Here is a 25,108-nt window from a genome sequence, read left to right as displayed (position 1 = left end):
GGCGTCTATTATACATGTGACAACGTGACTCATTCCGCGCAGGCCCCGGATTACAAGGCCTTCGGCTTTTCGGGAAAAGTAATGCCCTTGTAGTTTGAAGGGTTTCTATTTACCATTCGGCAAAATTTAGATACTTAAATTTTCAAATTAGACGCCTGATCGAACAGGCCACATAGCTGATGGGAGAGGACGGAATGAGCAATGACGGCGTGAATGCAGGCCGGCGTCGCTTCCTCGTGGCAGCCACATCTGTGGTTGGTGCAGCAGGAGCGGTGGGGGCTGCGGTCCCGTTCGTAGGGTCATGGTTCCCCAGTGCCAAGGCGAAAGCCGCGGGCGCACCGGTCAAGGTGAACATCAGCAAGATCGAAGCAGGGCAGCAGATGATTGCTGAGTGGCGCGGTCAGCCGGTCTTTATCGTTCGTCGTACCGAAGAAATATTGGGCAACCTTGGCAAGATCGCAGGCCAGTTATCAGATCCCGAATCGAAGAGCTCGGTCCAGCCCACCTACGTTGACCCCGTTGTACGATCAATCAAGCCCGAAATTCTGCTGTTGATCGGTATCTGCACCCACTTGGGGTGTTCTCCGACTTTCCGTCCTGAAGTAGCGCCAGCCGATCTGGGCAAGGATTGGGTTGGTGGTTATTTCTGTCCGTGTCACGGCTCACATTACGACCTCGCTGGCCGCGTCTACAAAGCTCAACCTGCACCTTTGAATCTGCCAGTGCCGCCGCATTCCTATGAGTCGGACAATATTATTGTCATTGGCGTCGATCAGGAGAGCGCGTGATGAGCAAGTTTATGGATTGGGTCGATGCACGGTTTCCCGCCACCAAAATGTGGGAAGACCATCTCAGCAAGTATTACGCGCCAAAAAACTTCAATTTCTTCTACTTCTTCGGCTCCCTTGCCCTGCTAGTGCTGGTCAATCAGATCCTGACCGGTGTCTGGCTCACGATGAGCTACACGCCGTCTGCAGAAGAAGCGTTCGCCTCCGTTGAATACATCATGCGCGATGTCGAATACGGTTCGATTTTGCGCTTGCTGCATTCCACCGGTGCTTCGGCATTCTTCATTGTCGTTTACATGCACATGTTCCGCGGCCTGCTTTATGGCTCTTATCAAAAGCCTCGTGAGCTGGTGTGGATCTTCGGCATGCTGATTTACCTGGCGCTGATGGCTGAGGCCTTCATGGGGTATTTGCTGCCTTGGGGGCAGATGTCTTACTGGGGCGCGCAGGTGATCATTTCGCTTTTCGGCGCCATTCCAGTCATTGGTGATGACCTCACGCAATGGATTCGCGGCGATTACCTGATCTCCGGTATTACCCTGAACCGCTTCTTTGCGCTGCATGTGGTTGCACTGCCCATCGTCGTTCTGGGGCTGGTTGTGCTGCACATTCTTGCGCTGCATGAGGTGGGTTCTAACAACCCGGACGGCGTCGATATCAAGAAGCACAAAGACGAAAACGGCATTCCGCTGGACGGCATTCCTTTCCACCCGTATTACACGGTCAAGGATATCGTGGGCGTCGTGGTGTTCCTTTTCGTGTTCTGCTTCATCGTGTTCTTCTTCCCTGAAATGGGTGGCTACTTCCTCGAAAAGCCTAACTTCGAGGTGGCAAATGCGTTCAAGACGCCTGAGCATATTGCGCCGGTCTGGTACTTCACGCCGTTCTACGCAATCCTGCGTGCCATCCCCGACAAGCTCATGGGGGTGATGGCCATGGGGGCTGCGATTGCGGTGTTGTTTGTGCTGCCCTGGTTGGACCGAAGCCCTGTCAAATCGATGCGCTACAAAGGCTGGTTGAGCAAAATCTGGTTACTGGTGTTTTGCGTGTCCTTCGTGATTCTTGGTGTGCTGGGTGTGCTTGCGCCTACGCCTGGACGCACGTTGCTGTCGCAGGTGTGTACGTTCCTGTACTTCGCCTACTTCATTCTGATGCCGTTTTACACCCGGCTCGAGAAGACCAAACCGGTTCCAGAAAGGGTGACTGGCTGATGAAAAAGCTATTGGCTGTACTGATTCTTGCGGCTCTGCCGATGCTGTCTTTTGCTGCGGAACATGGTGGTCCCGAGCTGGAAAGCATCGACATCGATGTATCTGATCAGGCCGCTATGCAGGACGGTGCGCGGACATTCGCCAACTATTGCATGGGCTGTCACAGCGCTAAATTCCAGCGTTACGAGCGCGTTGCAGATGACTTGGGGATACCGCACGAGTTAATGCTGGAAAAACTGGTGTTCACGGGGGCCAAGATCGGCGACCACATGAACATCGGTATGCAGTCTGCAGACGCCAAGGCGTGGTTCGGCGCTGCGCCGCCAGACCTGACGCTGGTGGCGCGGGTTCGGGGGACGGATTGGCTGTATGGCTATCTGCGTTCGTTCTATGAGGACAAGGCGCGTCCATGGGGCGTGAATAATACGGTCTTCCCGAATGTGGGCATGCCGAATGTGCTGGTTGGCCTGCAAGGTCGACAGATCATCGGGTGCAAACAGATTCAGGTGGTGGAAGAGGGTAAGAAGCAGTACGACCCTTTGACCGGTGCGCCGTTGACCCATGAAGCCTGCGATCAACTGACCATTGTTCCCAATACGGGCACCCTGAATGAGGCCCAGTTCGACGAGAAGATCAAGAATCTGGTGACCTTCCTCGCTTATTCGGCTAACCCGGTGAAGCTGCAACATCAGCGTATAGGCACGTACGTGTTGCTGTATCTGGCTTTCTTCTTTGTCTTTGCCTACTTGCTCAAGCGCGAATACTGGAAGGACGTCCACTGATCTTTGTCACGCTGACGTAACACCTGCGCCTTCGGGCGCCTCTTTAGGCGACAAATGCAGGGCAAAAGTGATTGTGACGGCAAGATTGCAGAATTTACTGTGCGTAAATGAGCTATCTTGTCGCCCGCGATGACCACTGCCTCAATGCGGTTGTCGTCGGAGGCGTCCGAGGGCGTTTCCGTTTTTGTGTATTTCGATAAATTCAACAAGCGAGGAGGACCGCCATGGGCGTGACCAATCGGTTGGCCTGTTACTCCGACCCCGCCGACCACTATTCCCACCGCGTGCGCATTGTGCTCGCCGAGAAAGGTGTCAGCGCCGAGATCATTGATGTTGTGTCGGGGACTCATCCGGCGAAGTTGATTGAGGTGAACCCATACGGCAGCGTGCCAACCCTGGTTGATCGTGATCTGGCGTTGTACGAGTCGACTGTGGTGATGGAATATCTGGATGAGCGTTATCCGCACCCACCGTTGCTGCCGGTTTATCCAGTGGCGCGTGCCAACAGTCGTTTGCTGATCCATCGGATTCAGCGAGACTGGTGTGCTCAGGTGGACCTGATTCTGGATCCGCGCAGCAAGGAGTCGGCTCGTGTGGTGGCCCGCAAAGAGTTGCGTGAGAGCCTCACCGGCGTTTCACCACTCTTTGCCGAGAAAGCTTTTTTCCTCAGTGACGAGCAAAGTCTGGTTGACTGCTGTCTATTGCCCATACTCTGGCGTTTGCCTGTCTTGGGTATCGAGTTGCCGCGGCCTGCCAAGCCGTTGCTTGATTATATGGAGCGCCAGTTTGCGCGTGAGGCATTCCAGGCAAGCCTGTCTGCTGCCGAACGTGACATGCGCTAAGGCCTAAGGAGCCGTTGATGAACTCCAGTCGCCCTTATCTGATTCGTGCTCTCTATGAGTGGATCGTCGATAACGATTGCACCCCGCATATGCTGGTTAATGCGGAATACCCATCCGTGCAGGTCCCGCAAGGGTTTGCCAATGATGGGCAGATTGTCCTGAACGTTTCTCCGTCTGCCGTGCGTCATTTGCACATGGATAATGACGCTGTCAGTTTTGAAGGTCGCTTCGGCGGCGTTCCGCATACCTTGTACGTCCCTGTAGGGGCCATTCTGGGTATTTATGCCCGTGAGAATGGTCAGGGTATGGTTTTCGAGCTGGAGCCTCCTTTCGAGGATGATGACAGTGTTGATCCGGATGATGATCTTCCGCCACCGGGCACCGAACCGCCGCGTCCTAGCGGTCGGCCGAGTCTGAAAGTGGTGAAGTAAACGTCTCGCGCACAAAAAAAGGCGACCTCAGGGTCGCCTTTTTCATGTGTGCAGGATGGCTGGTGTCAGTCGATGTACTCGAACAGCTTCACGATCTTCTGCACGCCAGACACGCTCTGTACCAGATTGGTTGCGCGGGTGGCTTCCTGCTGGGTGACCAGGCCGAGCAGAAAGACGATGCCGTTTTCGGTAACGACTTTGATGCGCGAGCCAGGAATGGCGCTGTCTGTCAGCATCTGGCTTTTGATTTTGGTGGTCAGCCAGGCGTCATTGTTACGGGCCAGCAACGACGAAGGCGCCATGACCTGTAGCTCATTATTGACCTTCTTCACCCGTTGTACGCCGCTGGCTTCTTTTTCGGCCAGGGCTTTGAGGTCTGCGCGGGGCGTCTGACCGGCGAGCAGCACGATGCCGTTGTAGCTGGTGACGACGATGTGCGAGTTCTGGTCCAGATCAGGGCTTGCCTTGGCGATATTCACGGCTGCCTTGGTTTCGATCAGAGAGTCATCGATCTTGCTGCCGAATGTGCGGGTGCCGCGATCATCTTCGATCGGGTTGTCGCGCGTGGCAGTCAGCACCGAGCTACATCCGCTGAGGCTTACGCACAGGGTCAGTGCCAGCAGGCTGAGACGATTAACGGTCATTCTTCACTCCCGAACAGTTGGCTGTCGATCAAATCGCACAAGCAATGAATCGCCAGCAGATGGACTTCTTGAATTCGTGCGGTGACTTTCGCCGGTACGCGGATTTCCACGTCCTCTGGTAAAAGCAGCGAGGCCATGCCGCCGCCGTCGCGTCCCGTCAATGCTACGACAATCATTTCGCGATCATGTGCGGCCTGGATCGCTTGAATTATGTTTGCGGAGTTACCGCTGGTGGAGATTGCCAGCAGCACATCGCCGGGTTGGCCCAGTGCACGGATCTGCTTGGAGAAGATCTCGTTGTAGCTGTAGTCATTGGCAATCGACGTGATGGTCGAGCTGTCAGTGGTCAGTGCAATGGCTGGCAGGCTAGGGCGCTCACGTTCGAAGCGGTTGAGCAGCTCCGATGAGAAGTGCTGTGCATCGCCAGCCGAACCGCCGTTGCCGCAAGCGAGCATTTTGCCCTCGTTGAGCAGTGCATTGACCATGACTTGGCTGGCTTGCTCGATGTAGGGGGCAAGGACTTCCATCGACTGCTGCTTGGTATCGATGCTGGCCTGAAAAAGCTGGCGAATTCGGGATTGCATGTCCATCTGGGTGACCTTAATTAGAACGTATCGCGGCTGACCGGGGTGCGCTGGGCTGAGAAGCTCCTGGCGCAATGCTGTACAGCCCGCAAAGCGAAAAGCGAAATCTGTTTTGGGTGGCGTGTGGCATGAAACGGCATTTCGGTGCTGCGGTCTGCCTGCATCGTCCGTATGCCGTGGGGATCAGCTTTCGAATGCATGCTTTATCCAGTTCAAGGGTGGACCGTCAAGCGGATCACCCTCAATGGCAACGACGTCAAAGCGGCATGCAGCATCAGACCATTGTGTTTCGTTCTGCAGGAACAATTGTGCCGCCAGAACCAGCTTTTGCTGCTTGCGAAAATCAACACTTTCCAGAGCTCCGCCCCATGTTGAATGGCGGCGGTAGCGAACTTCGACGAATACTACTGTATCCCCGTCGAGCATGACCAGATCAAGCTCGCCGCGTTTGCACAACCAGTTCTGTGCAATCAGCTGCAATCCCTGCTGCTGTAAATGCCGCAGGGCGCAGGCTTCAGCCTCGCGCCCTGCGATTTGACGGGTGTTGCCGGACATTTACTGAGCGGTATCCGGAAGACGCTGGATTTTACCGTCAACGAATTCAGCCCAAGGCAGTTGGCGTTCCACACGGCGAGCCGGGTTGACGCTCAAGCTGCCGGACAGGCCATCGATGCGGCTTTCAGGCATGGTTTTCAGTTGGCCCAGGCGTGGTGCCAGGCGGTAGGCGTCGACACCCATCGCATAAAGGCGGCCCAGACTGCCGGACGCTTGAGGCCATTGGGCGATGACTTGCTGACGCAGCGGATCATTGGCTTCAAGCAGCCATGGGGTTTCGCAGAAGCGTACGCCATTCAGATCCATGTACTGCGCGTGATCGTTGCTGTTGGTGAACAGGTGCGATGTGGCGTAGACCGGAACATCGCCGGCGTACTGGAAGACCATGGTCGGCTTGATCTGCTGAGCCTGTTGTGGCGTGGCGGCAAGGAACATGAAGTCGATGTCCTGGCGACGCGTTGGCTGCGCGGCAACTTGTGTGCCTACGGTGCTCTGCAGTCGTTGTGCACGGCCTTCGCTATTGCGCAGCTGGAACAGGTCGGCAACTTGCTGCGCCAAAGCAACTGGCTGGTCGACGTGTTCTGCGGCAATCAACTTGCCGCCTTTGGCTTGCCAGCTCTGGCGGAAAGCGTCGAGAACCCGATCACCCCATTCGCCTTTAGGTACCATGGCAACCGCGCTGCGTTTGCCGTCAGCCCAAGCGCGTCGGGCAACTTCACGGGCTTCGTCTTCTGCGGAAAGGCCGAACTGGAACAGTTGCTGCGGGCCTTCAGGCCCTGTGTCGCTGTAGTTGAGCGCGAGGGTGGTGATAGGTAGCTGCGGGCGGCTGCTGAGTTGTTTGACCAATGGTTTTTCCAGTGGGCCTACGACCAGTTGCACACCTGCTGCCTGAGCCTGGCGGTAGAACTCATCCATCGAGGTCAGGCGAGAGCTGTCGAAGACCTGAATTGCAGGAGGGTTCTGGCCGGCTTGCTGAGCTTGATAGTGAGCGGCCATGAAGCCTTCGCGCAATGCTTTGGCGACCGCCGCGAGCGGGCCTTCCTGAGGCAGTAGCAGGGCGATTTTGGTAAGCGGCTCGCTGGTCAGCGCACGCAGTTGCGCCAGTGTCGCAGGCAGCTGGATGGCAGCAGGATGTTTAGGGTTTTGTGCTTTCCAGGTATCAATGGCGGCTTGTTGTTGCTCAAGTGTGCCAGCACCTTTGATGCTGCGCGCGAGGCTCAGCCAGCCGCCCATATCGTCGGTTGCAGTACTTTGCAACTGCTCTGGAGGCAGCGCCGCGACCAGTTTCCAGATCGCGTCATTGTTGGTGCTGAGGTCGTTCCCCTGGAGAAGCGGGCCAACGAAGACACGCTCGCTGATAGCAGGTAGAACCTGGCCATCGGCTTCGAGTGCGCGGGCGCGGACCGTGTGGGTACGAATCTGCTGTTCAACAGACAGCTCGCCCAGACGCTGCAGGCTTGGGTGGCTGAGCGCGGTCAGTGCGGCTTTTGGTTGATTACGCCCCATCGCCAGTTCGGCGTCGAGGGTAGCGGCAAAGACCTGTTGGCCTGGCTTGAGCAATTCTATCTGCACTTGCGCAAGGATTTGCGCCGCGCGGCCAGGATTGTTCTGCCGATTGGCCATGTCCGCAGCGCTGAGTCGGAGCAGGGCTGCCTGATCCGGCGTTTTTGCGCTGGCCGCCTGGTCGAGCAATTGCTCGATGCTGGCGTCAGGGGTGCGTGGAAGTTCGCCAAGGCTGGACGAGGGCGAGCTGGCACAAGCCGCCAACAGGGCAGCAAGGCAGAGGGCAGAGAACAGCCGCAGGCAAGCGATCATGTGTATGTTCCTGATACTCGAGCAAATTAGCGGGGAATTGTACCCAAGCACTGGCATGGGTGCGACGTCGTTAACATTTAAAGCGCTGATATAGGCGGTAGTGCCCGATTAAACGGGGCAATACAGTCCAAATGAGAGTGTTGCGCTGACAGGTATCGGGCGCCAATCATGACTTTTCCTCCCTTTTTTCAAGTCTTCCATAGGTCTGTGGGTCATTGGTCGCGGTTGTAGTCTGTACAATGATGACCTTCACCCTTAAAGGGTAACAAATCATGAGGTCTGCGCTTTGACTGCTCCAGTTGCTTTGAATTCCGCCGCGGGCTCGCTTTATGTAGTGGCCACGCCAATCGGCAATCTGGATGACATGAGCGTGCGGGCGTTGAAGGTGTTGCGCGAGGTGGCGCTGATCGCTGCCGAGGATACGCGTCACTCTTCACGATTGATGCAGCATTTTGGTATTTCTACTCCGCTGGCTGCGTGTCATGAGCATAACGAGCGTGAAGAAGGCAGTCGTTTTATCACCCGCTTGCTCGCGGGCGATAACGTAGCGCTGATCTCGGATGCGGGAACGCCGCTGATCTCTGATCCGGGCTATCACCTGGTTCGGCAAGCGCGTGCCGCTGGTATCGCTGTAGTGCCCGTGCCGGGTGCTTGCGCATTGATCGCTGCGTTGTCAGCGGCAGGGCTGCCGTCTGACCGGTTCATCTTTGAGGGCTTCCTGCCTGCCAAGGCGGTGGGGCGTCGTGCTCGACTGGAGTTAATCAAGGAAGAGCCGCGTACGCTGATTTTTTATGAGGCACCGCATCGGATTCTTGAATGCCTGCAGGATCTTGAATTGGTATTCGGTGGGCAGCGTCCCGCACTGCTGGCTCGCGAACTGACCAAAACATTTGAAACACTCAAAGGTTTGCCGTTGGCAGAGCTGCGGGAGTTTGTAGAAAGCGACAGCAATCAACAGCGTGGTGAGTGCGTAGTGTTGGTTGCGGGCTGGACCGAGCCCGAGGATGAAGACGTTATCGGTAGCGAAGCTCGACGTGTGCTGGACCTGCTGCTCAAGGAAATGCCGCTCAAGCGTGCAGCTGCACTGGCGGCGGAAATTACCGGTGTGCGTAAGAATCTGCTTTATCAGGTGGCGCTGGACAAGCAAAAGGGCGAATAAATCCCTGCGGCGCAGGTCTGCGACGTTTTAAAGCTTGTTCTGAGTGGGTTGTGCCGCTAACCTTGTCGGCGGAGAGTCGATTGGACAGTCGCTGCCTCTTATTGTTCGCGATTAAGGGGGGGAGGAAAGTCCGGGCTCCATAGGGCGGAGTGCCAGGTAACGCCTGGGAGGCGTGAGCCTACGGAAAGTGCCACAGAAAATAACCGCCTAAGCGCTTCGGCGCCGGTAAGGGTGAAAAGGTGCGGTAAGAGCGCACCGCACGTCTGGCAACAGTTCGTGGTCAAGGTAAACCCCACTCGGAGCAAGACCAAATAGGGTTCCTAGGCGTGGCCCGCGCTGGAACCGGGTAGGTTGCTAAAGACGTCCAGTGATGGCCGTCGTAGAGGAATGACTGTCCTCGACAGAACCCGGCTTACAGATCGACTCTCCACCTTTTTATCCCCTCTCGTTTCAGCAGCATCACACCCCCTCGTAATATCAAAAAAATCTTAAACTTCACAAATTACTTTAAGTTCGTTGCGCAGCCTTCTGTGCTGTGTCGGATTTTTCCGTAAGACCCCTCTCGAAATTCGCGCTAACCGTCCGATATCGCACCTAAATCCCAGTTCTGTAAGGGTTTTCCTTAAGACCGTGCCTTGACTGTGGAGTGGGCGGGTTCCTATAGTGTGCGCAAGTGGCAGAAAGTGGCGTGAAGTGGGTTTTTTTAACGCAAAAAGTTAGAATTCGGAGAAAGCGCCTGTGTTTCGTGGTGCAAACGCAATCAATCTCGATGCAAAGGGCCGTCTCGCTATGCCGAGCCGGTACCGTGACGAGTTGGATTCGCGTAGCGCCGGCCAGCTTATCGTGACCATTGATGCCGTTGACCCTTGTTTATGTCTCTACCCGCTTTCTGAATGGGAGCTGATCGAGGCGAAATTGCGTGAGCTTGCTACCTTCCGCGAAGAGAACCGTCGCTTGCAGCGTTTGCTGATTGGTAACGCGGTTGATCTGGAGCTGGATGGCAGTGGGCGTTTTCTGGTACCGCCGCGCCTTCGCGAATACGCCAAGTTGGATAAGCGCGTGATGCTGGTGGGCCAGCTTAATAAGTTTCAACTGTGGGACGAGGACGCCTGGAACGCTCTTGCTGATGCGGATCTTGCGGCCATTCAACAACCTGGCGCGATGCCTGATGAATTACGTGATTTGATCCTGTGACTATGACTAGCGGCTTTACCCACATCACCGTACTGCTCGACGAAGCCGTAGAGGCTCTCGCGGTGCGCGCTGATGGCTGCTATATGGACGGCACGTTCGGGCGCGGCGGGCATAGCCGGCTGGTGTTACAGAAGCTTGGCCCTGATGGCCGATTGCTAGGGTTTGACAAGGATCCTCAAGCAATTGCCACCGGGCAAGCGCTAGCGGCCGAAGACGGCCGCTTTGTCATTGTGCAGCGTAGCTTCGCCGAATTGGGCTCGGAGGCTCAAGCTCGCGGTGTTGCGGGCAAGGTCAGTGGAATCCTGCTGGATTTGGGCGTTTCGTCGCCTCAGTTGGATGATCCCGAGCGCGGCTTCAGTTTCATGAATGACGGCCCGCTGGATATGCGCATGGACCCGACACGAGGCGTCAGTGCTGCCGAGTTTATCGCCACTGCGCCAGTCGAAGAAATTGCCCGGGTATTCAAGGAATACGGTGAAGAGCGTTTCGCCAAGCGCATGGCGGGTGCCGTCGTTGCGCGCCGCGAAGTACAGCCGTTCGAGCGCACCGCCGATCTGGCTGAAGTCCTCAAGGTTGCCAATCCCGCCTGGGAAAAAGGCAAGAATCCTGCGACCCGTGCCTTCCAGGGCCTGCGCATTCACGTCAACAACGAATTAGGCGATCTGGAAACCGGTCTTGAAGCAGCGCTGGATGCGCTGGAGGTCGGTGGTCGTCTGGTCGTTATCAGCTTTCACTCGCTGGAAGATCGCATCGTCAAGTTGTTCATGCGCAAACTCGTCAAGGGTGAGGCGGACAATATGCCGCGCAACCTGCCGATCCAGTACAAGGCCTTCGAACCGAAAATCAGGCTCATCGGTAAGGCGCAGTTTGCTTCGGACGAAGAAACCAAAGCCAATCCACGTTCGCGCAGTGCTGTCATGCGCGTAGCGGAGAAGCTCAGGTGAGCCGCTTGTTCCTCAAGCCTTTGCCAGGCGGCAGCTTCTTCATGCTGTTGCTGTTTGTTGCTGTCCTCGTTTCGGCTATTGGCGTGTCGTACAGCGCGCACTGGAATCGTCAGTTGCTCAACTCGCTGTATTCCGAGCTGAGCGTGCGTGACAAGGCGCAGGCTGAATGGGGTCGTCTGATTCTTGAGCAGAGCACCTGGACAGCACATAGCCGTATCGAAACCCTGGCCACTGAACAACTGAAGATGCGCATCCCCAGCGCAGCAGAAGTCCGGATGGTGGCGCCATGATGAAGCTCGACGGCGCACTTTACCCGTGGCGCTTCCGCGTAGTCGTCGGCCTGCTACTGGCCCTGGTGGGTGCTATTTGCTGGCGTATCATCGACCTGCAAGTGATCGATCACACGTTCCTGAAGGAGCAGGGTGACGCGCGCAGCCTTCGACATATTCCCATTCCGGCGCATCGTGGTCTTATAACAGACCGTAACGGTGAGCCTCTGGCTGTCAGTACCCCGGTGACGACGCTGTGGGCCAACCCGAAAGAAATGCAGCAGGACAAGAGCAAGTGGGCGGTCCTGGCCACAGCGTTGGGGCAGGACCCCAAGGCACTTGCCGAGCGACTCGACTCGCAAGCCGGTAAGGAATTCATCTATCTGGTTCGTGGCCTGACGCCTGAACATGGTCAGGCTGTTCTGGACTTGAAAGTGCCCGGCGTTTACGGCATCGAAGAATTCCGCCGCTTCTACCCGGCAGGCGATGTCACTGCACATATGGTCGGCTTCACCGACCTGGATGATCACGGTCGCGAAGGTGTCGAACTTGCCTATGACGACTGGCTTGCTGGCGTGCCCGGCAGAAGGCAGGTCATCAAGGACAGGCGCGGACGACTCATCAAAGACGTTCAGGTCACCAAAAACGCCAAGGCTGGAAAGACCTTGGCTTTGTCTATTGATCTGCGCCTGCAATATCTGGCCACTCGCGAACTGCGTAACGCAATCGTCGAGAACGAAGCCAAAGCAGGCAGCATGGTGATCATGGACGTCAAAACCGGTGAGGTACTGGCGATGGTCAACTCGCCAACCTACAACCCGAATAACCGTCGCACCATGGTTCCGGCAGCGATGCGTAACCGGGCGATCATTGACGTGTTCGAGCCAGGCTCGACCATGAAACCGATCTCCATGACCGCCGCGCTGGACAGTGGCCGCTGGAAACCGACTGACAAGGTCGAGGTTTATCCAGGCACATTGCAGATCGGTAAATACACGATCCGTGACGTTACCAAAACCGAAGGGCCGGTCCTCGACCTGACTGGAATTCTGATCAATTCCAGTAACGTCGGCATGAGTAAAGTCGCGTTCGATGTGGGTGGCGAAGCGATCTTCCAGGCCATGCAGCGTGTAGGTCTTGGCCAGTACACAGGGTTGGGCTTCCCCGGTGAACGTGTGGGTAACTTGCCGAACTACCGTGAGTGGCGCAAGGCTGAAACTGCAACGCTATCTTACGGCTACGGCCTGTCGGTGACGGCTTTGCAGCTGGTTCATGCCTACGCCGCCATTGCCAACAATGGCCGCATCGTGCCGCTGACTATCTTGAAAAGTGACAACCCGCCTGTTGCGACTCAGGCCATTCCTGAAGCGACGGCCAAGACCTTGCAGACCATGTTGCAGGCTGTGATCGAAGACTCTCGCGGCGTTTATCGTGCTCGCGTTCCCTCCTATCACGTCGCTGGCAAGAGCGGTACGGCACGTAAAACGTCAGTCGGCACCAAGGGGTACGCAGAGAATTCCTATCGCTCGCTGTTTGCTGGCTTCGGTCCGATGAGCAACCCGCGTTATGCCGTGGTTGTCGTGATTGATGAGCCAAGCAAAGGCGGCTACTACGGCGGCCTGGTTTCTGCTCCTGTTTTCAGCAAAGTCATGTCCGGCACATTGCGCCTGATGAACGTGACGCCTGACAACCTGGCTCCGATTCCGCCGGAGCAGGTCAATGCAGCACCTGTCGTTAAAGGAGGGCGTGGTTGATGTCGTCCAGCCTGAACAAGATTTTTGCCCATGCTTCCAGCGATCTGCAGATTCGCGAGTTGACGCTGGACAGCCGTAAAGTGCGCGGCGGCGATTTGTTTCTCGCCGTGCCCGGTGGCCGCTTTGACGGTCGCGATCACATCACAGACGCTCTGGCGCATGGTGCCGCAGCGGTGGCCTATGAAGTCGAAGGCGCGAAAGTATTGCCGCTCACTGATGTGCCGATGATTCCGGTCAGAGGCCTTGCTGCTCAGTTGTCGGATATTGCCGGGCGTTTTTACGGTGATCCGAGCCGCAGCCTCAATATGGTTGGCGTGACGGGCACTAACGGCAAAACCAGCGTGACTCAATTGGTCGCGCAGGCGTTGGACTTGTTGGGTCAGCATTGCGGGATTGTCGGGACGTTGGGTACCGGCTTCTACGGCTCATTGCAAAGCGGTCGACACACCACTCCGGACCCTATCGCGGTGCAGGCAACGCTGTCTGACCTGAAAAAGGCCGGTGCACGCGCAGTCGCAATCGAAGTTTCGTCCCATGGTCTGGATCAGGGCCGTGCAACGGCTCTGGCCTTTGATGTTGCGGTATTGACCAATCTGTCCCGTGACCATCTGGACTACCACGGGACCATGGAAGCTTACGGCGCGGCGAAAGCCAAGCTGTTCGCCTGGTCCGACCTGCGTTGCCGGGTGATCAACATCGATGATGAGTTCGGTCGCACTCTGGCTGCTGAAAAGCGCGAGTCCCGGCTGATCACCTACAGCCTGGAAGACTCCAGCGCTTATCTGTATTGCCGCGATGCGAAATTCGATGACGAAGGCGTGCGTGCCACTCTGGTTACACCGCAAGGTCAGCATTTGTTGCGCAGTAGCCTGTTGGGCCGTTTCAACCTGAGCAATGTGCTGGCTGCAGTTGGCGCATTGCTGGGCCTGGACTATGCGCTGGACGAAATCCTCAAGGTGCTGCCGAAGCTGGAAGGCCCGGTAGGGCGTATGCAGCGTCTGGGCGGCGGTGCGAAGCCGCTGGTGGTGGTCGATTACGCCCATACCCCTGACGCGCTTGAAAAAGTACTGACTGCGCTGCGTCCTCATGCCAAAGGGCGTTTATCGTGCCTGTTTGGCTGTGGCGGCGATCGTGACCGCGGCAAGCGCCCGTTGATGGCCGAGGTCGTCGAGCGTCTGGCCGACAGCGTGCTCGTGACCGACGACAACCCGCGTACCGAGGCCCCCGCGCAAATCTTCGATGATATTCGTCAGGGTTTCGGCGCAGCACAAAATATCCGTTTTGTAGAAGGTCGCGGTCAGGCGATTGCCGAGATCATTGCTGGCGCTGCGGCCAGTGATGTGATTGTGCTCGCAGGCAAAGGTCACGAGGACTACCAGGAAATCAACGGCGAGCGCCAGCCATTCTCCGATCTGGAAGAAGCAGCCAAGGCCTTGGCCGCGTGGGAGGTAACCCATGCTTAGGCCGTTATCTCTCAGTGAATTGACCACTGTGCTTGATGCACGTCTTGTGGGTGACGATCGCACTTTCGATGGTGTGAGCATCGACAGCCGCGCTATCAAGCTCGGCCAGCTGTTTGTAGCCCTGACAGGCCCGCGTTTTGATGGCCATGATTACCTGAATCAAGTTGCAGCCAAAGGCGCTGTAGCGGCATTGGTCGAGCGCGAAATTCCGGATGCTGTGTTGCCGCAACTGGTTGTACTCGATACCCGCAAGGCGCTTGCCCAACTGGGTGCGCTCAACCGCAATGCTTTCGTCGATAAGCCTGTGGCAGCGATTACCGGTTCCAGCGGCAAGACCACCGTTAAAGAAATGCTCGCCAGCGTCATGCGCACCAAAGGGCCGGTCCTGGCTACCCGTGGCAATCTGAACAATGAACTGGGCGTGCCTCTTACCCTTCTTGAACTGGCGCCTGAATACTCGGCTGCCGTGATTGAAATGGGTGCATCTCGTGTAGGCGAAATCGCCTTCACTGTCAGTCTGACCAAGCCTCACGTGGCGCTGATTACCAACGCGGGTACCGCTCACGTTGGAGAATTCGGCGGGCCTGACAAAATAGTTGAAGCCAAGGGCGAGATTCTCGAAGGACTCGACAGCTTTGGCGTCGCTGTTCTTAACAAAGATGACAAGGCGTTCCCTGTCTGGGCGGCTCGCGCTGGCGATCGTCGCATCGTGAGCTTCGCGATTGCGGATCAGAGTGCCGATTTCCATGCGCAGGAACTCACGCTTGATGCCCGGGGCTGCCCTGGCTTCATTCTGAACAGTCCCCTGGGCTCGGCTCCGGTCCAGCTCAATCTGCTGGGCGTGCACAACGTGGCCAATGCGTTGGCTGCCGCGGCTGCTGGCCATGCGATGGGCGTTGATCTGGCCGGTATCGTTTCCGGGCTCAACGCTGTCCAGCCGGTCAAAGGCCGCACCGTTGCGCAGTTGGGTCTCAATGATGTGCGCGTTATTGATGACACCTACAACGCCAACCCAAGCTCAATCAATGCTGCCGTAGACATCCTCACCGGTTTCCCTGGCCGTACCGTGCTGGTCCTCGGTGATATTGGTGAGCTGGGCGACTGGGCCGAACAAGGCCATCGCGACGTCGGGGCTTATGCCGCGGGCAAAGTGTCGGCGCTATATGCCGTTGGTCCGTTGATGGCCCATGCCGTCAAGGCCTTCGGCGAGCATGCGCGCCATTTTGCCAATCAGACCGACCTGATCGCTGCGCTGGGCGCCGAGCAGAATCCTCAAACCACAATACTGATCAAGGGCTCGCGGAGCGCTGCGATGGAAAACGTCGTTGTCGCCCTATGCGGTTCTAGCCTGGAGACACATTAATGCTGCTGCTGCTGGCCGAGTTTCTGCAACAGTTTCACAAAGGCTTCGCGGTCTTCCAATACCTGACCCTGCGCGGGATCCTCGGCGTGCTTACTGCATTGTCGCTGTCGCTGTGCCTGGGCCCGTGGATGATCCGTGCATTGCAGATGCGCCAGATCGGTCAGTCTGTGCGTAACGACGGGCCGCAGTCTCACCTGTCCAAATCCGGCACGCCAACCATGGGCGGTGCGCTGATTCTGTCGTCCATCGGCATCAGCACGTTGCTCTGGGCTGACCTGAGCAATCGCTATGTCTGGGTCGTGCTGCTGGTGACGTTGCTATTCGGCGGCATCGGCTGGGTAGACGATTACCGCAAAGTCATCGAAAAGAACTCGAAAGGCCTGCCAAGTCGCTGGAAGTATTTCTGGCAGTCAGTATTCGGTCTCTGCGCCGCGATCTTCCTTTATGTGACCGCGCCATCGGCCGTAGAAACCACGCTGATTATCCCGATGTTCAAAGACGCCAGTATCGCGCTGGGCATCGGCTTCATCGTGCTGACCTACTTCGTGATCGTCGGCTCCAGTAACGCGGTCAACCTGACCGACGGCCTCGACGGCCTGGCCATCCTGCCAACCGTCCTTGTGGGCGGTGCGCTGGGTATCTTCTGCTACCTGTCCGGTAACGTGAAGTTCGCCGAATACCTGTTGATTCCTTATGTGCCGGGCGCGGGCGAACTCATCGTGTTCTGTGGCGCGTTGATCGGTGCCGGGCTGGGCTTCCTGTGGTTCAACACCTATCCGGCCCAGGTCTTCATGGGTGACGTCGGCGCACTGGCATTGGGTGCCGCACTGGGCACCATCGCGGTCATCGTTCGTCAGGAAATCGTTCTGTTCATCATGGGCGGCGTGTTCGTGATGGAAACCCTGTCAGTCGTTATTCAGGTTGCATCCTTTAAGTTGACCGGCCGCCGCGTTTTCCGCATGGCGCCGATCCACCACCACTTTGAACTCAAAGGCTGGCCCGAGCCGCGTGTGATCGTCCGTTTCTGGATCATCACCGTGATTCTCGTGTTGATCGGTCTTGCCACGCTGAAACTGAGGTAGAACGAGTGTCTCTTATCGCTTCAGACCATTTCCGCATCATTGTCGGCCTCGGCAAGAGCGGCATGTCCCTGGTTCGCTTTCTGGCGAGCCGGGGCGTGTCGTTTGCTGTGGCCGATACGCGGGAAAATCCACCGGAGCTGGCGACCTTGCGTCGTGACTATCCGCAGGTGGATGTGCGTTGTGGCGAACTGGACGTCGAATTCCTGTGCCGTGCCGACGAGTTGTACGTGAGCCCCGGTCTTGCGCTCGCTACCCCGGCATTGCAGCAAGCAGCCGCGCGCGGCGTGAAGCTGTCCGGCGACATCGAATTGTTTGCCCGTTACGCGAAGGCTCCGATCATTGCGATCACTGGCTCCAACGCGAAAAGCACGGTGACCACGCTGGTCGGCGAGATGGCTGCTGCAGCGGGCAAGCGCGTTGCGGTTGGCGGCAATCTTGGGACGCCCGCGCTGGATCTGCTCAGCGATGACATCGAGCTTTATGTCATGGAGCTTTCGAGCTTCCAGTTGGAAACCACCGATCAACTCGGCGCAGAAGTGGCGACCGTGTTGAACATCAGTGAAGACCACATGGACCGGTACAGCGGTTTGCCTGCCTACCATTTGGCCAAGCATCGTGTATTCCGTGGTGCTCGTCAGGTAGTGGTCAACCGTCAGGACGTGCTGACCCGGCCGTTGATTGGTGAAGGCCTGCCGTGTTGGACCTTCGGCCTGAACAAACCCGATTTCCATGGCTTCGGTTTGCGCGAAGAAGATGGCGAAAAGTACCTCGCCTTCCAATTCGAAAATCTGATGCCGGCACGTGAATTGAAAATCCGTGGCGCGCATAACCAGGCCAACGCCTTGGCTGCGCTCGCGCTGGGCCACGCTGTTGGTTTGCCGATGGACGCCATGCTTTCCAGCCTGCGCAGCTTCGGAGGCCTGGAGCATCGCTGCCAATGGCTGCGTGAGCGCAATGGCGTGAGCTATTACGATGATTCCAAGGCCACCAACGTCGGTGCTGCACTGGCGGCTATCGAAGGCCTCGGTGCTGATATCGAAGGCAAGCTGGTGTTGATCGCCGGTGGTGACGGCAAGGGTGCCGATTTCAGTGGTCTGCGTGCGCCGGTCGCTGCCAACTGCCGCGCGGTGGTGCTGATCGGCCGTGACGCCGAGCTCATTGCCCAGGCTCTGGGTGATGATGTAGCACTGGTACGCGTTGCAACTCTGGACGACGCGGTATTGCGTTGCGCCGAGATCGCACAGTCGGGTGACGCGGTACTGCTGTCTCCGGCGTGCGCCAGTTTCGACATGTTCAAGAACTACGAAGAGCGCGGTCGCCTGTTCGCGCAAGCCGTGGGGGACTTGTCATGATCTTCGGCGTAATCAAGCCTTTCCCGTCCCCGATCATCAGTGGCCGTGGCATCGACCTCGACTTCCCGATGCTGGCTGGCTGTCTCGCATTGTTGGGTCTGGGCCTGGTGATGATCACCTCCGCTTCCTCTGAAGTGGCAGCGGTGAACTCCGGCAACACGCTCTACATGATGACCCGCCATTTGATCTACATGATCATCGGCATCTTCGCTTGTGGCTTGACCATGATGATTCCGGTCGCCACCTGGCAGCGTCTGGGCTGGATGATGCTGTTAGGCGCATTCGGCTTGCTGGTCATGGTGCTGGTGCCGGGCATTGGTCGTGAGGTGAACGGCTCGATGCGCTGGATCGGCTTCGGCATGTTCAACGTACAGCCTTCGGAAATCGCCAAAGTCTTCGTGGTGATTTTCCTTGCCGGTTACCTTATTCGCCGCCAGCAGGAAGTACGTGAAAGCTGGATGGGCTTCTTCAAGCCTTTCATCGTTTTGCTGCCAATGGCCGGTCTGCTGCTCATGGAGCCGGACTTCGGTGCCACCGTTGTGATGATGGGCGCTGCAGCTGCCATGCTGTTCCTTGGTGGTGTTGGTCTGTTCCGTTTCAGTCTGATGGTTGCTCTGGCGGTTGGGGCGGTGTTCGTACTGGTGCAAGCGCAACCGTATCGGATGGCACGTCTGATTACCTTCACCGATCCGTGGTCTGATCAGTTCGGTTCCGGCTATCAGTTGACCCAGGCGTTGATCGCGTTTGGTCGTGGCGAATGGCTGGGCGTTGGTCTGGGCAACAGCGTGCAGAAGCAGTTCTATCTGCCGGAAGCCCACACTGACTTCGTGTTCTCGGTGCTCGCCGAAGAGCTGGGCGTAGTCGGTTCACTGTTGACTGTCGCGCTGTTCGTATTCGTCAGTATCCGCGCCATGTACATCGGCATGTGGGCCGAGCGCGCCAAGCAGTTTTTCGGTGCCTATGTTGCTTACGGTCTGGCGTTCCTGTGGATCGGCCAGTTCCTGATCAACATCGGTGTGAACGTCGGCCTGTTGCCGACCAAAGGTTTGACCTTGCCGTTCCTCAGCTACGGCGGCAGCTCGTTGGTGATCTGCTGCGCAAGCCTGGGTCTGCTGTTGCGGATCGAGTGGGAGTCGCGCAACAACATGGGCAGCGAAGAAGCGGAATTCAATGAAAGTGACTTCGCCGAGGAGCCTAACCATGGACGCTAACGTGCTGATCATGGCAGGCGGAACCGGCGGACATGTATTCCCGGCGCTGGCATGCGCGCGCGAGTTTCAGGCCCGTGGTTACAAGGTGCACTGGCTCGGTACGCCCCGGGGCATCGAGAACGAACTGGTGCCGCAGGCTGGATTCGCTTTGCACCTTATCAATGTCACCGGTTTGCGTGGCAAGGGCCGACTGTCCTTGCTCAAGGCTCCGCTGATGTTGCTCAAGGCATTGATGCAGGCACGTAAAGTCGTGCGTGAGCTCAAGCCGGTTTGCGTAGTGGGCTTCGGTGGGTATGTCACCGGTCCAGGCGGTCTTGCCGCGAAGCTGGGCAAAGTCCCTTTGATCATTCATGAGCAGAACGCGGTTGCCGGTACTGCCAATCGCAGCCTGGCTTCGTTCGCCAGTCGGGTGTGTGAAGCTTTTCCGAACACCTTTGCGGCTTCTGAGAAGCGTCGCACCACGGGTAACCCGGTGCGTACCGAGCTGTTCCTGGAAACTCCGCGCCAAGCGCTGGCCGGGCGCAAAGCGCGCTTGCTGGTCCTGGGTGGCAGCCTGGGAGCCGAGCCGCTGAACAAATTGTTGCCGGAGGCGCTTTCGCTGGTGCCTGCCGAGTTTCGTCCTGAGGTTTTTCATCAGGCTGGCAAGAATCACGATGAAGTCACCACTGAGCGTTATCGCACTGCCGGTGTCGAGGCGCAGGTCGCCCCCTTCATCAAAGACATGGCCCAAGCCTATGGCTGGGCCGACCTGGTGGTCTGTCGCGCAGGCGCGCTGACCATCAGTGAATTGGCGGCGGCCGGACTGCCCTCGCTGTTGGTGCCGTTGCCCCATGCGATCGACGATCACCAGTCCCGTAACGCCGACTATCTGGCTCACGAGGGTGCAGCCTTCGTCATGCCACAAGCGACAACTGACGCAGCCGATATGGCGGCGCGTCTGAAAGAGGTTTTGATGCAACCCGAACAACTCAACACCATGGCTCGTACCGCCCGCCGGCTGGCCAAGCCTGATGCAACCAATACTGTTGTAGATATCTGTCTGGAGGTGGCTCATGGTTGAGAATCAACGTGCGATGCCACAGCCGGAAATGCGCCGCATCCGTCGCATCCACTTCGTCGGTATCGGCGGCGTGGGCATGTGCGGGATTGCCGAGGTGTTGTTGAACCTGGGTTATGAAGTTTCCGGTTCCGACCTGAAGGCTTCCCCGGTGACCGAGCGTCTGGAGTCGTTCGGTGCTCATATCTTTATCGGCCACCGCGCAGAGAACACCGTTGGTGCTGACGTGCTGGTGGTTTCCAGTGCTGTGAACACCTCCAACCCGGAAGTGGCGACTGCCCTTGAGCGTCGCATTCCGGTGGTGCCGCGTGCCGAGATGCTGGCCGAGCTGATGCGCTATCGCCACGGTATTGCCGTTGCCGGTACGCATGGCAAAACCACCACCACCAGCCTGATCGCTTCGGTGTTCGCGGCCGGTGGGCTTGATCCGACGTTTGTGATCGGTGGTCGTCTGAACGCTGCCGGTACCAATGCGCAGTTGGGTACCAGCCGTTACCTGATCGCTGAAGCCGATGAAAGTGACGCGAGCTTCCTGCATTTGCAGCCTCTGGTTGCGGTCGTCACCAATATCGACGCCGATCACATGGCGACCTATGAAGGCGACTTCAACAAACTGAAGAAAACCTTCGTCGAATTCCTGCACAACCTGCCTTTCTATGGGCTGGCGGTGGTGTGTATTGATGACCCTGTGGTGCGGGAAATTCTGCCCCAGGTCAAACGTCCGACTGTCACCTACGGCTTCACCGAAACGGCCGACGTGCGCGCTATCAATGTGCGCCAGGAAGGCATGCTGACCTTCTTCACGGTATTACGTCGCGACCGTGAGCCGCTGGACGTATCGGTGAACATGCCGGGCAACCACAACGTACTTAACTCGCTGGCAACCATCGCCATTGCGACGGATGAAGGTGTCAGTGACGAAGCCATCGTCCAGGGCCTGTCGGGCTTCCAGGGCGTGGGGCGACGCTTCCAGGTATACGGCGAGCTGCCAGTTGAAGGCGGCAACGTCATGCTGGTGGATGACTACGGTCATCACCCGCGTGAAGTTGCCGCGGTGATCAATGCGGTCCGTGGTGGCTGGCCGGACCGTCGTCTGGTCATGGTTTATCAGCCGCACCGCTTCAGCCGGACTCGCGATCTCTACGACGATTTCGTGCAGGTACTGGCCGAGGCCAACGTACTGCTGCTGATGGAAGTCTATCCGGCAGGCGAAGAGCCGATCCCGGGTGCGGACAGCCGCAACCTCTGCCACAGCATTCGTCAGCGTGGCCAACTGGACCCTATCTACATCGAGCGCGGCGTCGAGCTGGCGCCGTTGGTGAAACCTTTGCTGCGTGCAGGTGACATCCTGCTTTGCCAGGGCGCTGGTGACATTGGCGGGCTGGCTCCACAGTTGCTGAGAAGCCCGTTGTTCGCGGGAGCCGTCATTGCGCCTACCGAAGGGAAGCTGAAATGACTGCGCCACTGCAATCGTCCCTGCTCTCGACGCTGGAGCCGAAATCGTTCGGCCGCGTTGCCGTGCTGTTCGGCGGCAAGAGCGCTGAGCGGCCGGTTTCATTGAAGTCCGGGCAAGCGGTGTTGCAAGCGTTGCAGAGCGCCGGAGTCGATGCATTCGGCATCGATGTGGGCGATGATTTCCTGCAGCGGCTGGTTAGCGAAAAGATTGATCGGGCGTTCATTGTTTTGCACGGACGTGGTGGCGAAGACGGCACCATGCAAGGCCTGCTGGAGTGTCTGGAAATCCCTTACACCGGCAGTGGCGTACTGGCTTCAGCGCTGGCGATGGACAAGCTGCGGACCAAACAGGTCTGGCAGAGTCTTGGCCTGCCAACGCCTTTGCACGCGGTGCTTGGTAGCGAATCTGATTGTATTTCTGCAGCTGCGGAACTGGGCCTGCCTTTGATCGTCAAACCGGCTCATGAAGGTTCCAGTATCGGTATGGCCAAGGTGACCAGCGTCGAAGAGTTGATCGTCGCGTGGAAAGCCGCCAGTACCTACGATTCGCAAGTTTTGGTTGAACAATGGATTCAAGGTCCGGAGTTCACCATCGCATCGCTGCGTGGCCAGGTCTTGCCTCCCATCGGCCTGGGCACTCCTCACAGTTTTTACGACTACGACGCCAAGTACCTGGCTGACGATACCCAGTATCGGATTCCGTGCGGGCTCGATGACACCAAGGAACAGGAACTCAAGCAACTGACCGCTCGCGCTTGCGAAGCAGTTGGCGTTACCGGCTGGGCGCGTACCGATGTGATGCAGGATGCCGACGGCAAGTTCTGGCTGCTGGAAGTGAACACTGTTCCCGGTATGACCGACCACAGCCTGGTGCCGATGGCGGCCCGTGCGGCGGGGCTGGATTTTCAGCAGCTGGTGTTGGCCATTCTGGCTGACAGCGTCCAGGTGCGGGGTTAAGTCATGAACGCGACGGCGCGTCATCAGCCTCCAGCAACCGGCCGCAAGCCGGTGCCGCGTGGTGCCAGTCGCATGGTTGCCAAGGAACCGCTGTCGGCGCGTTTGCCGAAAGCCAAAGTGGGCGGTTTCTTTAAAAAGATGGGCTGGTTGGTACTGATGGTTGCGTTGGGGTATGGCGTTTACGAGGGCGCACAGCGGTTGCTGCCCTACGCCGACCGGCCGATCACCAAGATAAATGTTCAGGGCGACCTGAGCTATATCAGCCAGCAAGCGGTGCAACAGCGGATCGCGCCTTATGTTGCGGCGAGCTTTTTCACCATCGACCTTGCCGCCATGCGCAGTGAGCTGGAAAAAATGCCGTGGATTGCCCACGCAGAAGTACGACGGGTATGGCCGGATCAGGTTGTGATCCGCCTGGAAGAACAATTGCCAGTGGCGCGCTGGGGTGATGAAGCACTGCTCAACAATCAGGGCGAAGCATTTACACCACGCGAGCTGGCCAATTACGAACACTTGCCGCAATTGTTTGGCCCACAGCGGGCCCAGCAGCAAGTGATGCAGCAGTATCAGGTGTTGAGTCAGATGTTGCGCCCAATGGGGTTCTCCATCGCTCGGCTGGAATTACGTGAACGTGGGAGCTGGTTTTTGACCACGGGCGCGGGCAGTGCGGGTCCCGGTATCGAGTTGTTGCTGGGACGCGATCGCCTTGTAGAAAAAATGCGCCGTTTTATCGCCATTTACGACAAAACGCTTAAAGAACAGATCACGAATATTGCGCGCATCGACCTGCGCTACTCCAACGGCCTTGCCGTGGGGTGGCGCGAGCAGACAGCGCCTCCGACGGACAAACCCGCCGTCGCGAAGAATTGACAAGAGGCAGGACCATGGCAAACGTGCAAAGCGGCAAAATGATCGTTGGCTTGGATATCGGCACCTCCAAGGTGGTGGCGCTGGTAGGCGAAGTCGCGGCCGATGGCACGCTGGAAATTGTCGGTATCGGTACGCACCCATCCCGCGGCCTGAAAAAGGGCGTGGTGGTGAATATCGAATCCACCGTTCAGTCGATCCAGCGCGCAGTGGAGGAGGCTCAGTTGATGGCGGGCTGCCGTATCCACTCGGCGTTCGTCGGCGTGGCCGGCAATCACATTCGCAGCCTCAACTCCCACGGTATCGTCGCGATTCGCGACCGTGAGGTGAGCTCGGCGGATCTGGAGCGCGTACTCGATGCGGCCCAGGCTGTAGCGATCCCGGCTGACCAGCGTGTATTGCACACCTTGCCGCAGGATTACGTGATCGATAACCAGGAAGGCGTTCGTGAGCCACTGGGTATGTCGGGCGTACGTCTGGAAGCCAAGGTGCATGTGGTGACCTGTGCAGTGAACGCCGCGCAGAACATCGAGAAGTGCGTGCGCCGCTGTGGCCTTGAAATTGACGACATCATTCTTGAGCAACTGGCTTCGGCGTACTCGGTCCTGACCGATGACGAAAAAGAGCTGGGCGTGTGCCTGGTGGACATCGGTGGCGGCACCACCGACATCGCGATCTTCACCGAAGGCGCGATTCGCCACACCGCAGTGATCCCGATTGCCGGTGATCAAGTCACCAACGACATCGCCATGGCCTTGCGTACCCCGACGCAATACGCCGAAGAGATCAAGATTCGCTACGCCTGTGCCCTGGCCAAACTGGCCGGTGCAGGTGAGACGATCAAAGTGCCAAGCGTTGGCGACCGTCCTCCGCGCGAACTGTCGCGTCAGGCCCTGGCCGAAGTGGTCGAGCCTCGCTACGACGAGCTGTTCACCCTGATTCAGGCGGAACTGCGTCGCAGTGGCTACGAAGACCTTATCCCGGCCGGCATCGTGCTGACCGGCGGTACCTCGAAAATGGAAGGCGCGGTCGAACTGGCCGAGGAAATCTTCCATATGCCGGTACGCCTGGGCGTGCCGCATAGCGTCAAAGGGCTCGCAGATGTCGTGCGTAACCCGATTTATTCCACCGGTGTCGGCTTGTTGCTGTACGGGCTGCAAAAGCAGTCTGACGGTTTCTCTTTGTCCGGGATCAGTAGTAGCAGTAGCGGCTATGGAGATGAGCCTAAAGCTCCAGTGCTTGAACGCTTCAAGCGCTGGGTGCAAGGCAACTTCTAAGCCTCAAGGCAGTAATGGCAGCAGTGGGCACCAGGCAAAAAAACTAGAGAAT

24 protein-coding genes and 1 other RNA gene are annotated in these 25,108 nt (G+C 57.8%); 21 read left to right on the top strand and 4 right to left on the bottom strand.

Annotation, left to right across the window (positions count from 1 at the left end):
• The first annotated feature begins 194 nt into the window (after positions 1–194).
• The 5 genes from petA (at position 195) to EE949_RS02935 (ending at position 4,054) form a co-directional block, all read left to right on the top strand.
• Entirely contained in the window at positions 195–788 is a 594-nt protein-coding gene (gene petA, locus EE949_RS02955; RefSeq protein WP_122662737.1) for a ubiquinol-cytochrome c reductase iron-sulfur subunit, read from the top strand.
• The gene (locus EE949_RS02950; RefSeq protein ID WP_122662734.1) at positions 788–1,999 is read left to right on the top strand and encodes a cytochrome b; all 1,212 of its coding nucleotides are present in this window, start codon (positions 788–790) and stop codon (positions 1,997–1,999) included. Before petA ends, EE949_RS02950 begins: the two co-directional genes overlap by 1 nt.
• Positions 1,999–2,781 carry a cytochrome c1 gene (locus EE949_RS02945; RefSeq protein ID WP_122662731.1) on the top strand — a complete coding sequence of 261 codons (783 nt, stop codon included), beginning with the start codon at positions 1,999–2,001 and terminating at the stop codon, positions 2,779–2,781. Before EE949_RS02950 ends, EE949_RS02945 begins: the two co-directional genes overlap by 1 nt.
• Positions 2,782–3,005: 224 nt before the next feature.
• The gene (locus EE949_RS02940) at positions 3,006–3,623 is read left to right on the top strand and encodes a glutathione S-transferase N-terminal domain-containing protein (RefSeq protein WP_122662729.1); all 618 of its coding nucleotides are present in this window, start codon (positions 3,006–3,008) and stop codon (positions 3,621–3,623) included.
• 17 nt (positions 3,624–3,640) lie between these two features.
• Positions 3,641–4,054 (top strand): ClpXP protease specificity-enhancing factor, encoded by a 414-nt coding sequence (locus tag EE949_RS02935; RefSeq protein ID WP_122662727.1) that lies wholly within the window; start codon positions 3,641–3,643, stop codon positions 4,052–4,054.
• A gap of 65 nt (positions 4,055–4,119) precedes the next feature.
• On the opposite strand, the gene EE949_RS02930 is transcribed toward EE949_RS02935, so the two are convergent.
• From EE949_RS02930 to EE949_RS02915, 4 genes are all read right to left on the bottom strand, one after another.
• Positions 4,120–4,698, bottom strand: a complete 579-nt coding sequence (locus EE949_RS02930; RefSeq protein ID WP_122662725.1) for a BON domain-containing protein — start codon at positions 4,696–4,698, stop codon at positions 4,120–4,122.
• The gene (locus EE949_RS02925; RefSeq protein WP_122662723.1) at positions 4,695–5,288 is read right to left on the bottom strand and encodes a phosphoheptose isomerase; all 594 of its coding nucleotides are present in this window, start codon (positions 5,286–5,288) and stop codon (positions 4,695–4,697) included. The genes EE949_RS02930 and EE949_RS02925 overlap by 4 nt, the downstream gene beginning before the upstream one ends.
• A 177-nt stretch (positions 5,289–5,465) precedes the next feature.
• Positions 5,466–5,837, bottom strand: coding sequence for a YraN family protein (locus EE949_RS02920; protein WP_122662720.1), 372 nt, complete (start codon positions 5,835–5,837; stop codon positions 5,466–5,468).
• Positions 5,838–7,652 carry a penicillin-binding protein activator gene (locus tag EE949_RS02915; protein WP_122662717.1) on the bottom strand — a complete coding sequence of 605 codons (1,815 nt, stop codon included), beginning with the start codon at positions 7,650–7,652 and terminating at the stop codon, positions 5,838–5,840.
• Between the two features lie 286 nt (positions 7,653–7,938).
• Between EE949_RS02915 and rsmI the strand changes: the two genes are divergently transcribed.
• From rsmI to ftsA, 16 genes are all read left to right on the top strand, one after another.
• Positions 7,939–8,811, top strand: a complete 873-nt coding sequence (rsmI, locus tag EE949_RS02910; RefSeq protein WP_122662714.1) for a 16S rRNA (cytidine(1402)-2'-O)-methyltransferase — start codon at positions 7,939–7,941, stop codon at positions 8,809–8,811.
• A gap of 72 nt (positions 8,812–8,883) precedes the next feature.
• Positions 8,884–9,242, top strand: an RNA gene (gene rnpB, locus EE949_RS02905) — RNase P RNA component class A.
• Positions 9,243–9,549: 307 nt separating this feature from the next.
• Positions 9,550–10,005 (top strand): division/cell wall cluster transcriptional repressor MraZ, encoded by a 456-nt coding sequence (mraZ, locus tag EE949_RS02900; protein WP_004881513.1) that lies wholly within the window; start codon positions 9,550–9,552, stop codon positions 10,003–10,005.
• A gap of 2 nt (positions 10,006–10,007) precedes the next feature.
• Positions 10,008–10,949, top strand: a complete 942-nt coding sequence (gene rsmH / locus EE949_RS02895; protein ID WP_122662712.1) for a 16S rRNA (cytosine(1402)-N(4))-methyltransferase RsmH — start codon at positions 10,008–10,010, stop codon at positions 10,947–10,949.
• Positions 10,946–11,239, top strand: coding sequence for a cell division protein FtsL (gene ftsL / locus EE949_RS02890; protein WP_122662710.1), 294 nt, complete (start codon positions 10,946–10,948; stop codon positions 11,237–11,239). The genes rsmH and ftsL overlap by 4 nt, the downstream gene beginning before the upstream one ends.
• Entirely contained in the window at positions 11,236–12,972 is a 1,737-nt protein-coding gene (locus tag EE949_RS02885) for a peptidoglycan D,D-transpeptidase FtsI family protein (protein ID WP_122662708.1), read from the top strand. The genes ftsL and EE949_RS02885 overlap by 4 nt, the downstream gene beginning before the upstream one ends.
• Positions 12,972–14,435 carry a UDP-N-acetylmuramoyl-L-alanyl-D-glutamate--2,6-diaminopimelate ligase gene (locus EE949_RS02880; protein ID WP_122662706.1) on the top strand — a complete coding sequence of 488 codons (1,464 nt, stop codon included), beginning with the start codon at positions 12,972–12,974 and terminating at the stop codon, positions 14,433–14,435. The genes EE949_RS02885 and EE949_RS02880 overlap by 1 nt, the downstream gene beginning before the upstream one ends.
• A complete protein-coding gene (locus tag EE949_RS02875) occupies positions 14,428–15,798 on the top strand; it encodes a UDP-N-acetylmuramoyl-tripeptide--D-alanyl-D-alanine ligase (protein ID WP_122662704.1) in 1,371 nt (456 codons plus the stop codon). The genes EE949_RS02880 and EE949_RS02875 overlap by 8 nt, the downstream gene beginning before the upstream one ends.
• Complete coding sequence (gene mraY, locus EE949_RS02870) at positions 15,798–16,880, top strand: phospho-N-acetylmuramoyl-pentapeptide-transferase (RefSeq protein ID WP_027900240.1); 1,083 nt, start codon at positions 15,798–15,800, stop codon at positions 16,878–16,880. The genes EE949_RS02875 and mraY overlap by 1 nt, the downstream gene beginning before the upstream one ends.
• Before the next feature lie 5 nt (positions 16,881–16,885).
• Positions 16,886–18,232, top strand: a complete 1,347-nt coding sequence (gene murD, locus EE949_RS02865; protein ID WP_122662702.1) for a UDP-N-acetylmuramoyl-L-alanine--D-glutamate ligase — start codon at positions 16,886–16,888, stop codon at positions 18,230–18,232.
• On the top strand, positions 18,229–19,443 hold the full coding sequence (gene ftsW / locus EE949_RS02860) for a putative lipid II flippase FtsW (RefSeq protein ID WP_087264848.1): 1,215 nt from the start codon (positions 18,229–18,231) through the stop codon (positions 19,441–19,443). Before murD ends, ftsW begins: the two co-directional genes overlap by 4 nt.
• The gene (gene murG, locus EE949_RS02855; RefSeq protein ID WP_122662700.1) at positions 19,433–20,503 is read left to right on the top strand and encodes an undecaprenyldiphospho-muramoylpentapeptide beta-N-acetylglucosaminyltransferase; all 1,071 of its coding nucleotides are present in this window, start codon (positions 19,433–19,435) and stop codon (positions 20,501–20,503) included. The genes ftsW and murG overlap by 11 nt, the downstream gene beginning before the upstream one ends.
• On the top strand, positions 20,496–21,956 hold the full coding sequence (gene murC / locus EE949_RS02850) for a UDP-N-acetylmuramate--L-alanine ligase (RefSeq protein ID WP_122662698.1): 1,461 nt from the start codon (positions 20,496–20,498) through the stop codon (positions 21,954–21,956). Before murG ends, murC begins: the two co-directional genes overlap by 8 nt.
• A complete protein-coding gene (locus tag EE949_RS02845) occupies positions 21,953–22,912 on the top strand; it encodes a D-alanine--D-alanine ligase (protein ID WP_122662696.1) in 960 nt (319 codons plus the stop codon). The genes murC and EE949_RS02845 overlap by 4 nt, the downstream gene beginning before the upstream one ends.
• Before the next feature lie 3 nt (positions 22,913–22,915).
• Positions 22,916–23,782, top strand: coding sequence for a cell division protein FtsQ/DivIB (locus EE949_RS02840; RefSeq protein ID WP_122662694.1), 867 nt, complete (start codon positions 22,916–22,918; stop codon positions 23,780–23,782).
• A 14-nt stretch (positions 23,783–23,796) separates the two neighbouring features.
• On the top strand, positions 23,797–25,056 hold the full coding sequence (ftsA, locus tag EE949_RS02835; protein WP_027900247.1) for a cell division protein FtsA: 1,260 nt from the start codon (positions 23,797–23,799) through the stop codon (positions 25,054–25,056).
• Positions 25,057–25,108 lie beyond the last annotated feature (52 nt).

The organism is Pseudomonas viridiflava (assembly GCF_900602065.1).
In the GTDB taxonomy this organism is placed as follows: Bacteria; Pseudomonadota; Gammaproteobacteria; order Pseudomonadales; family Pseudomonadaceae; genus Aquipseudomonas.
This window is presented reverse-complemented; position numbering and strand designations above follow the sequence as displayed.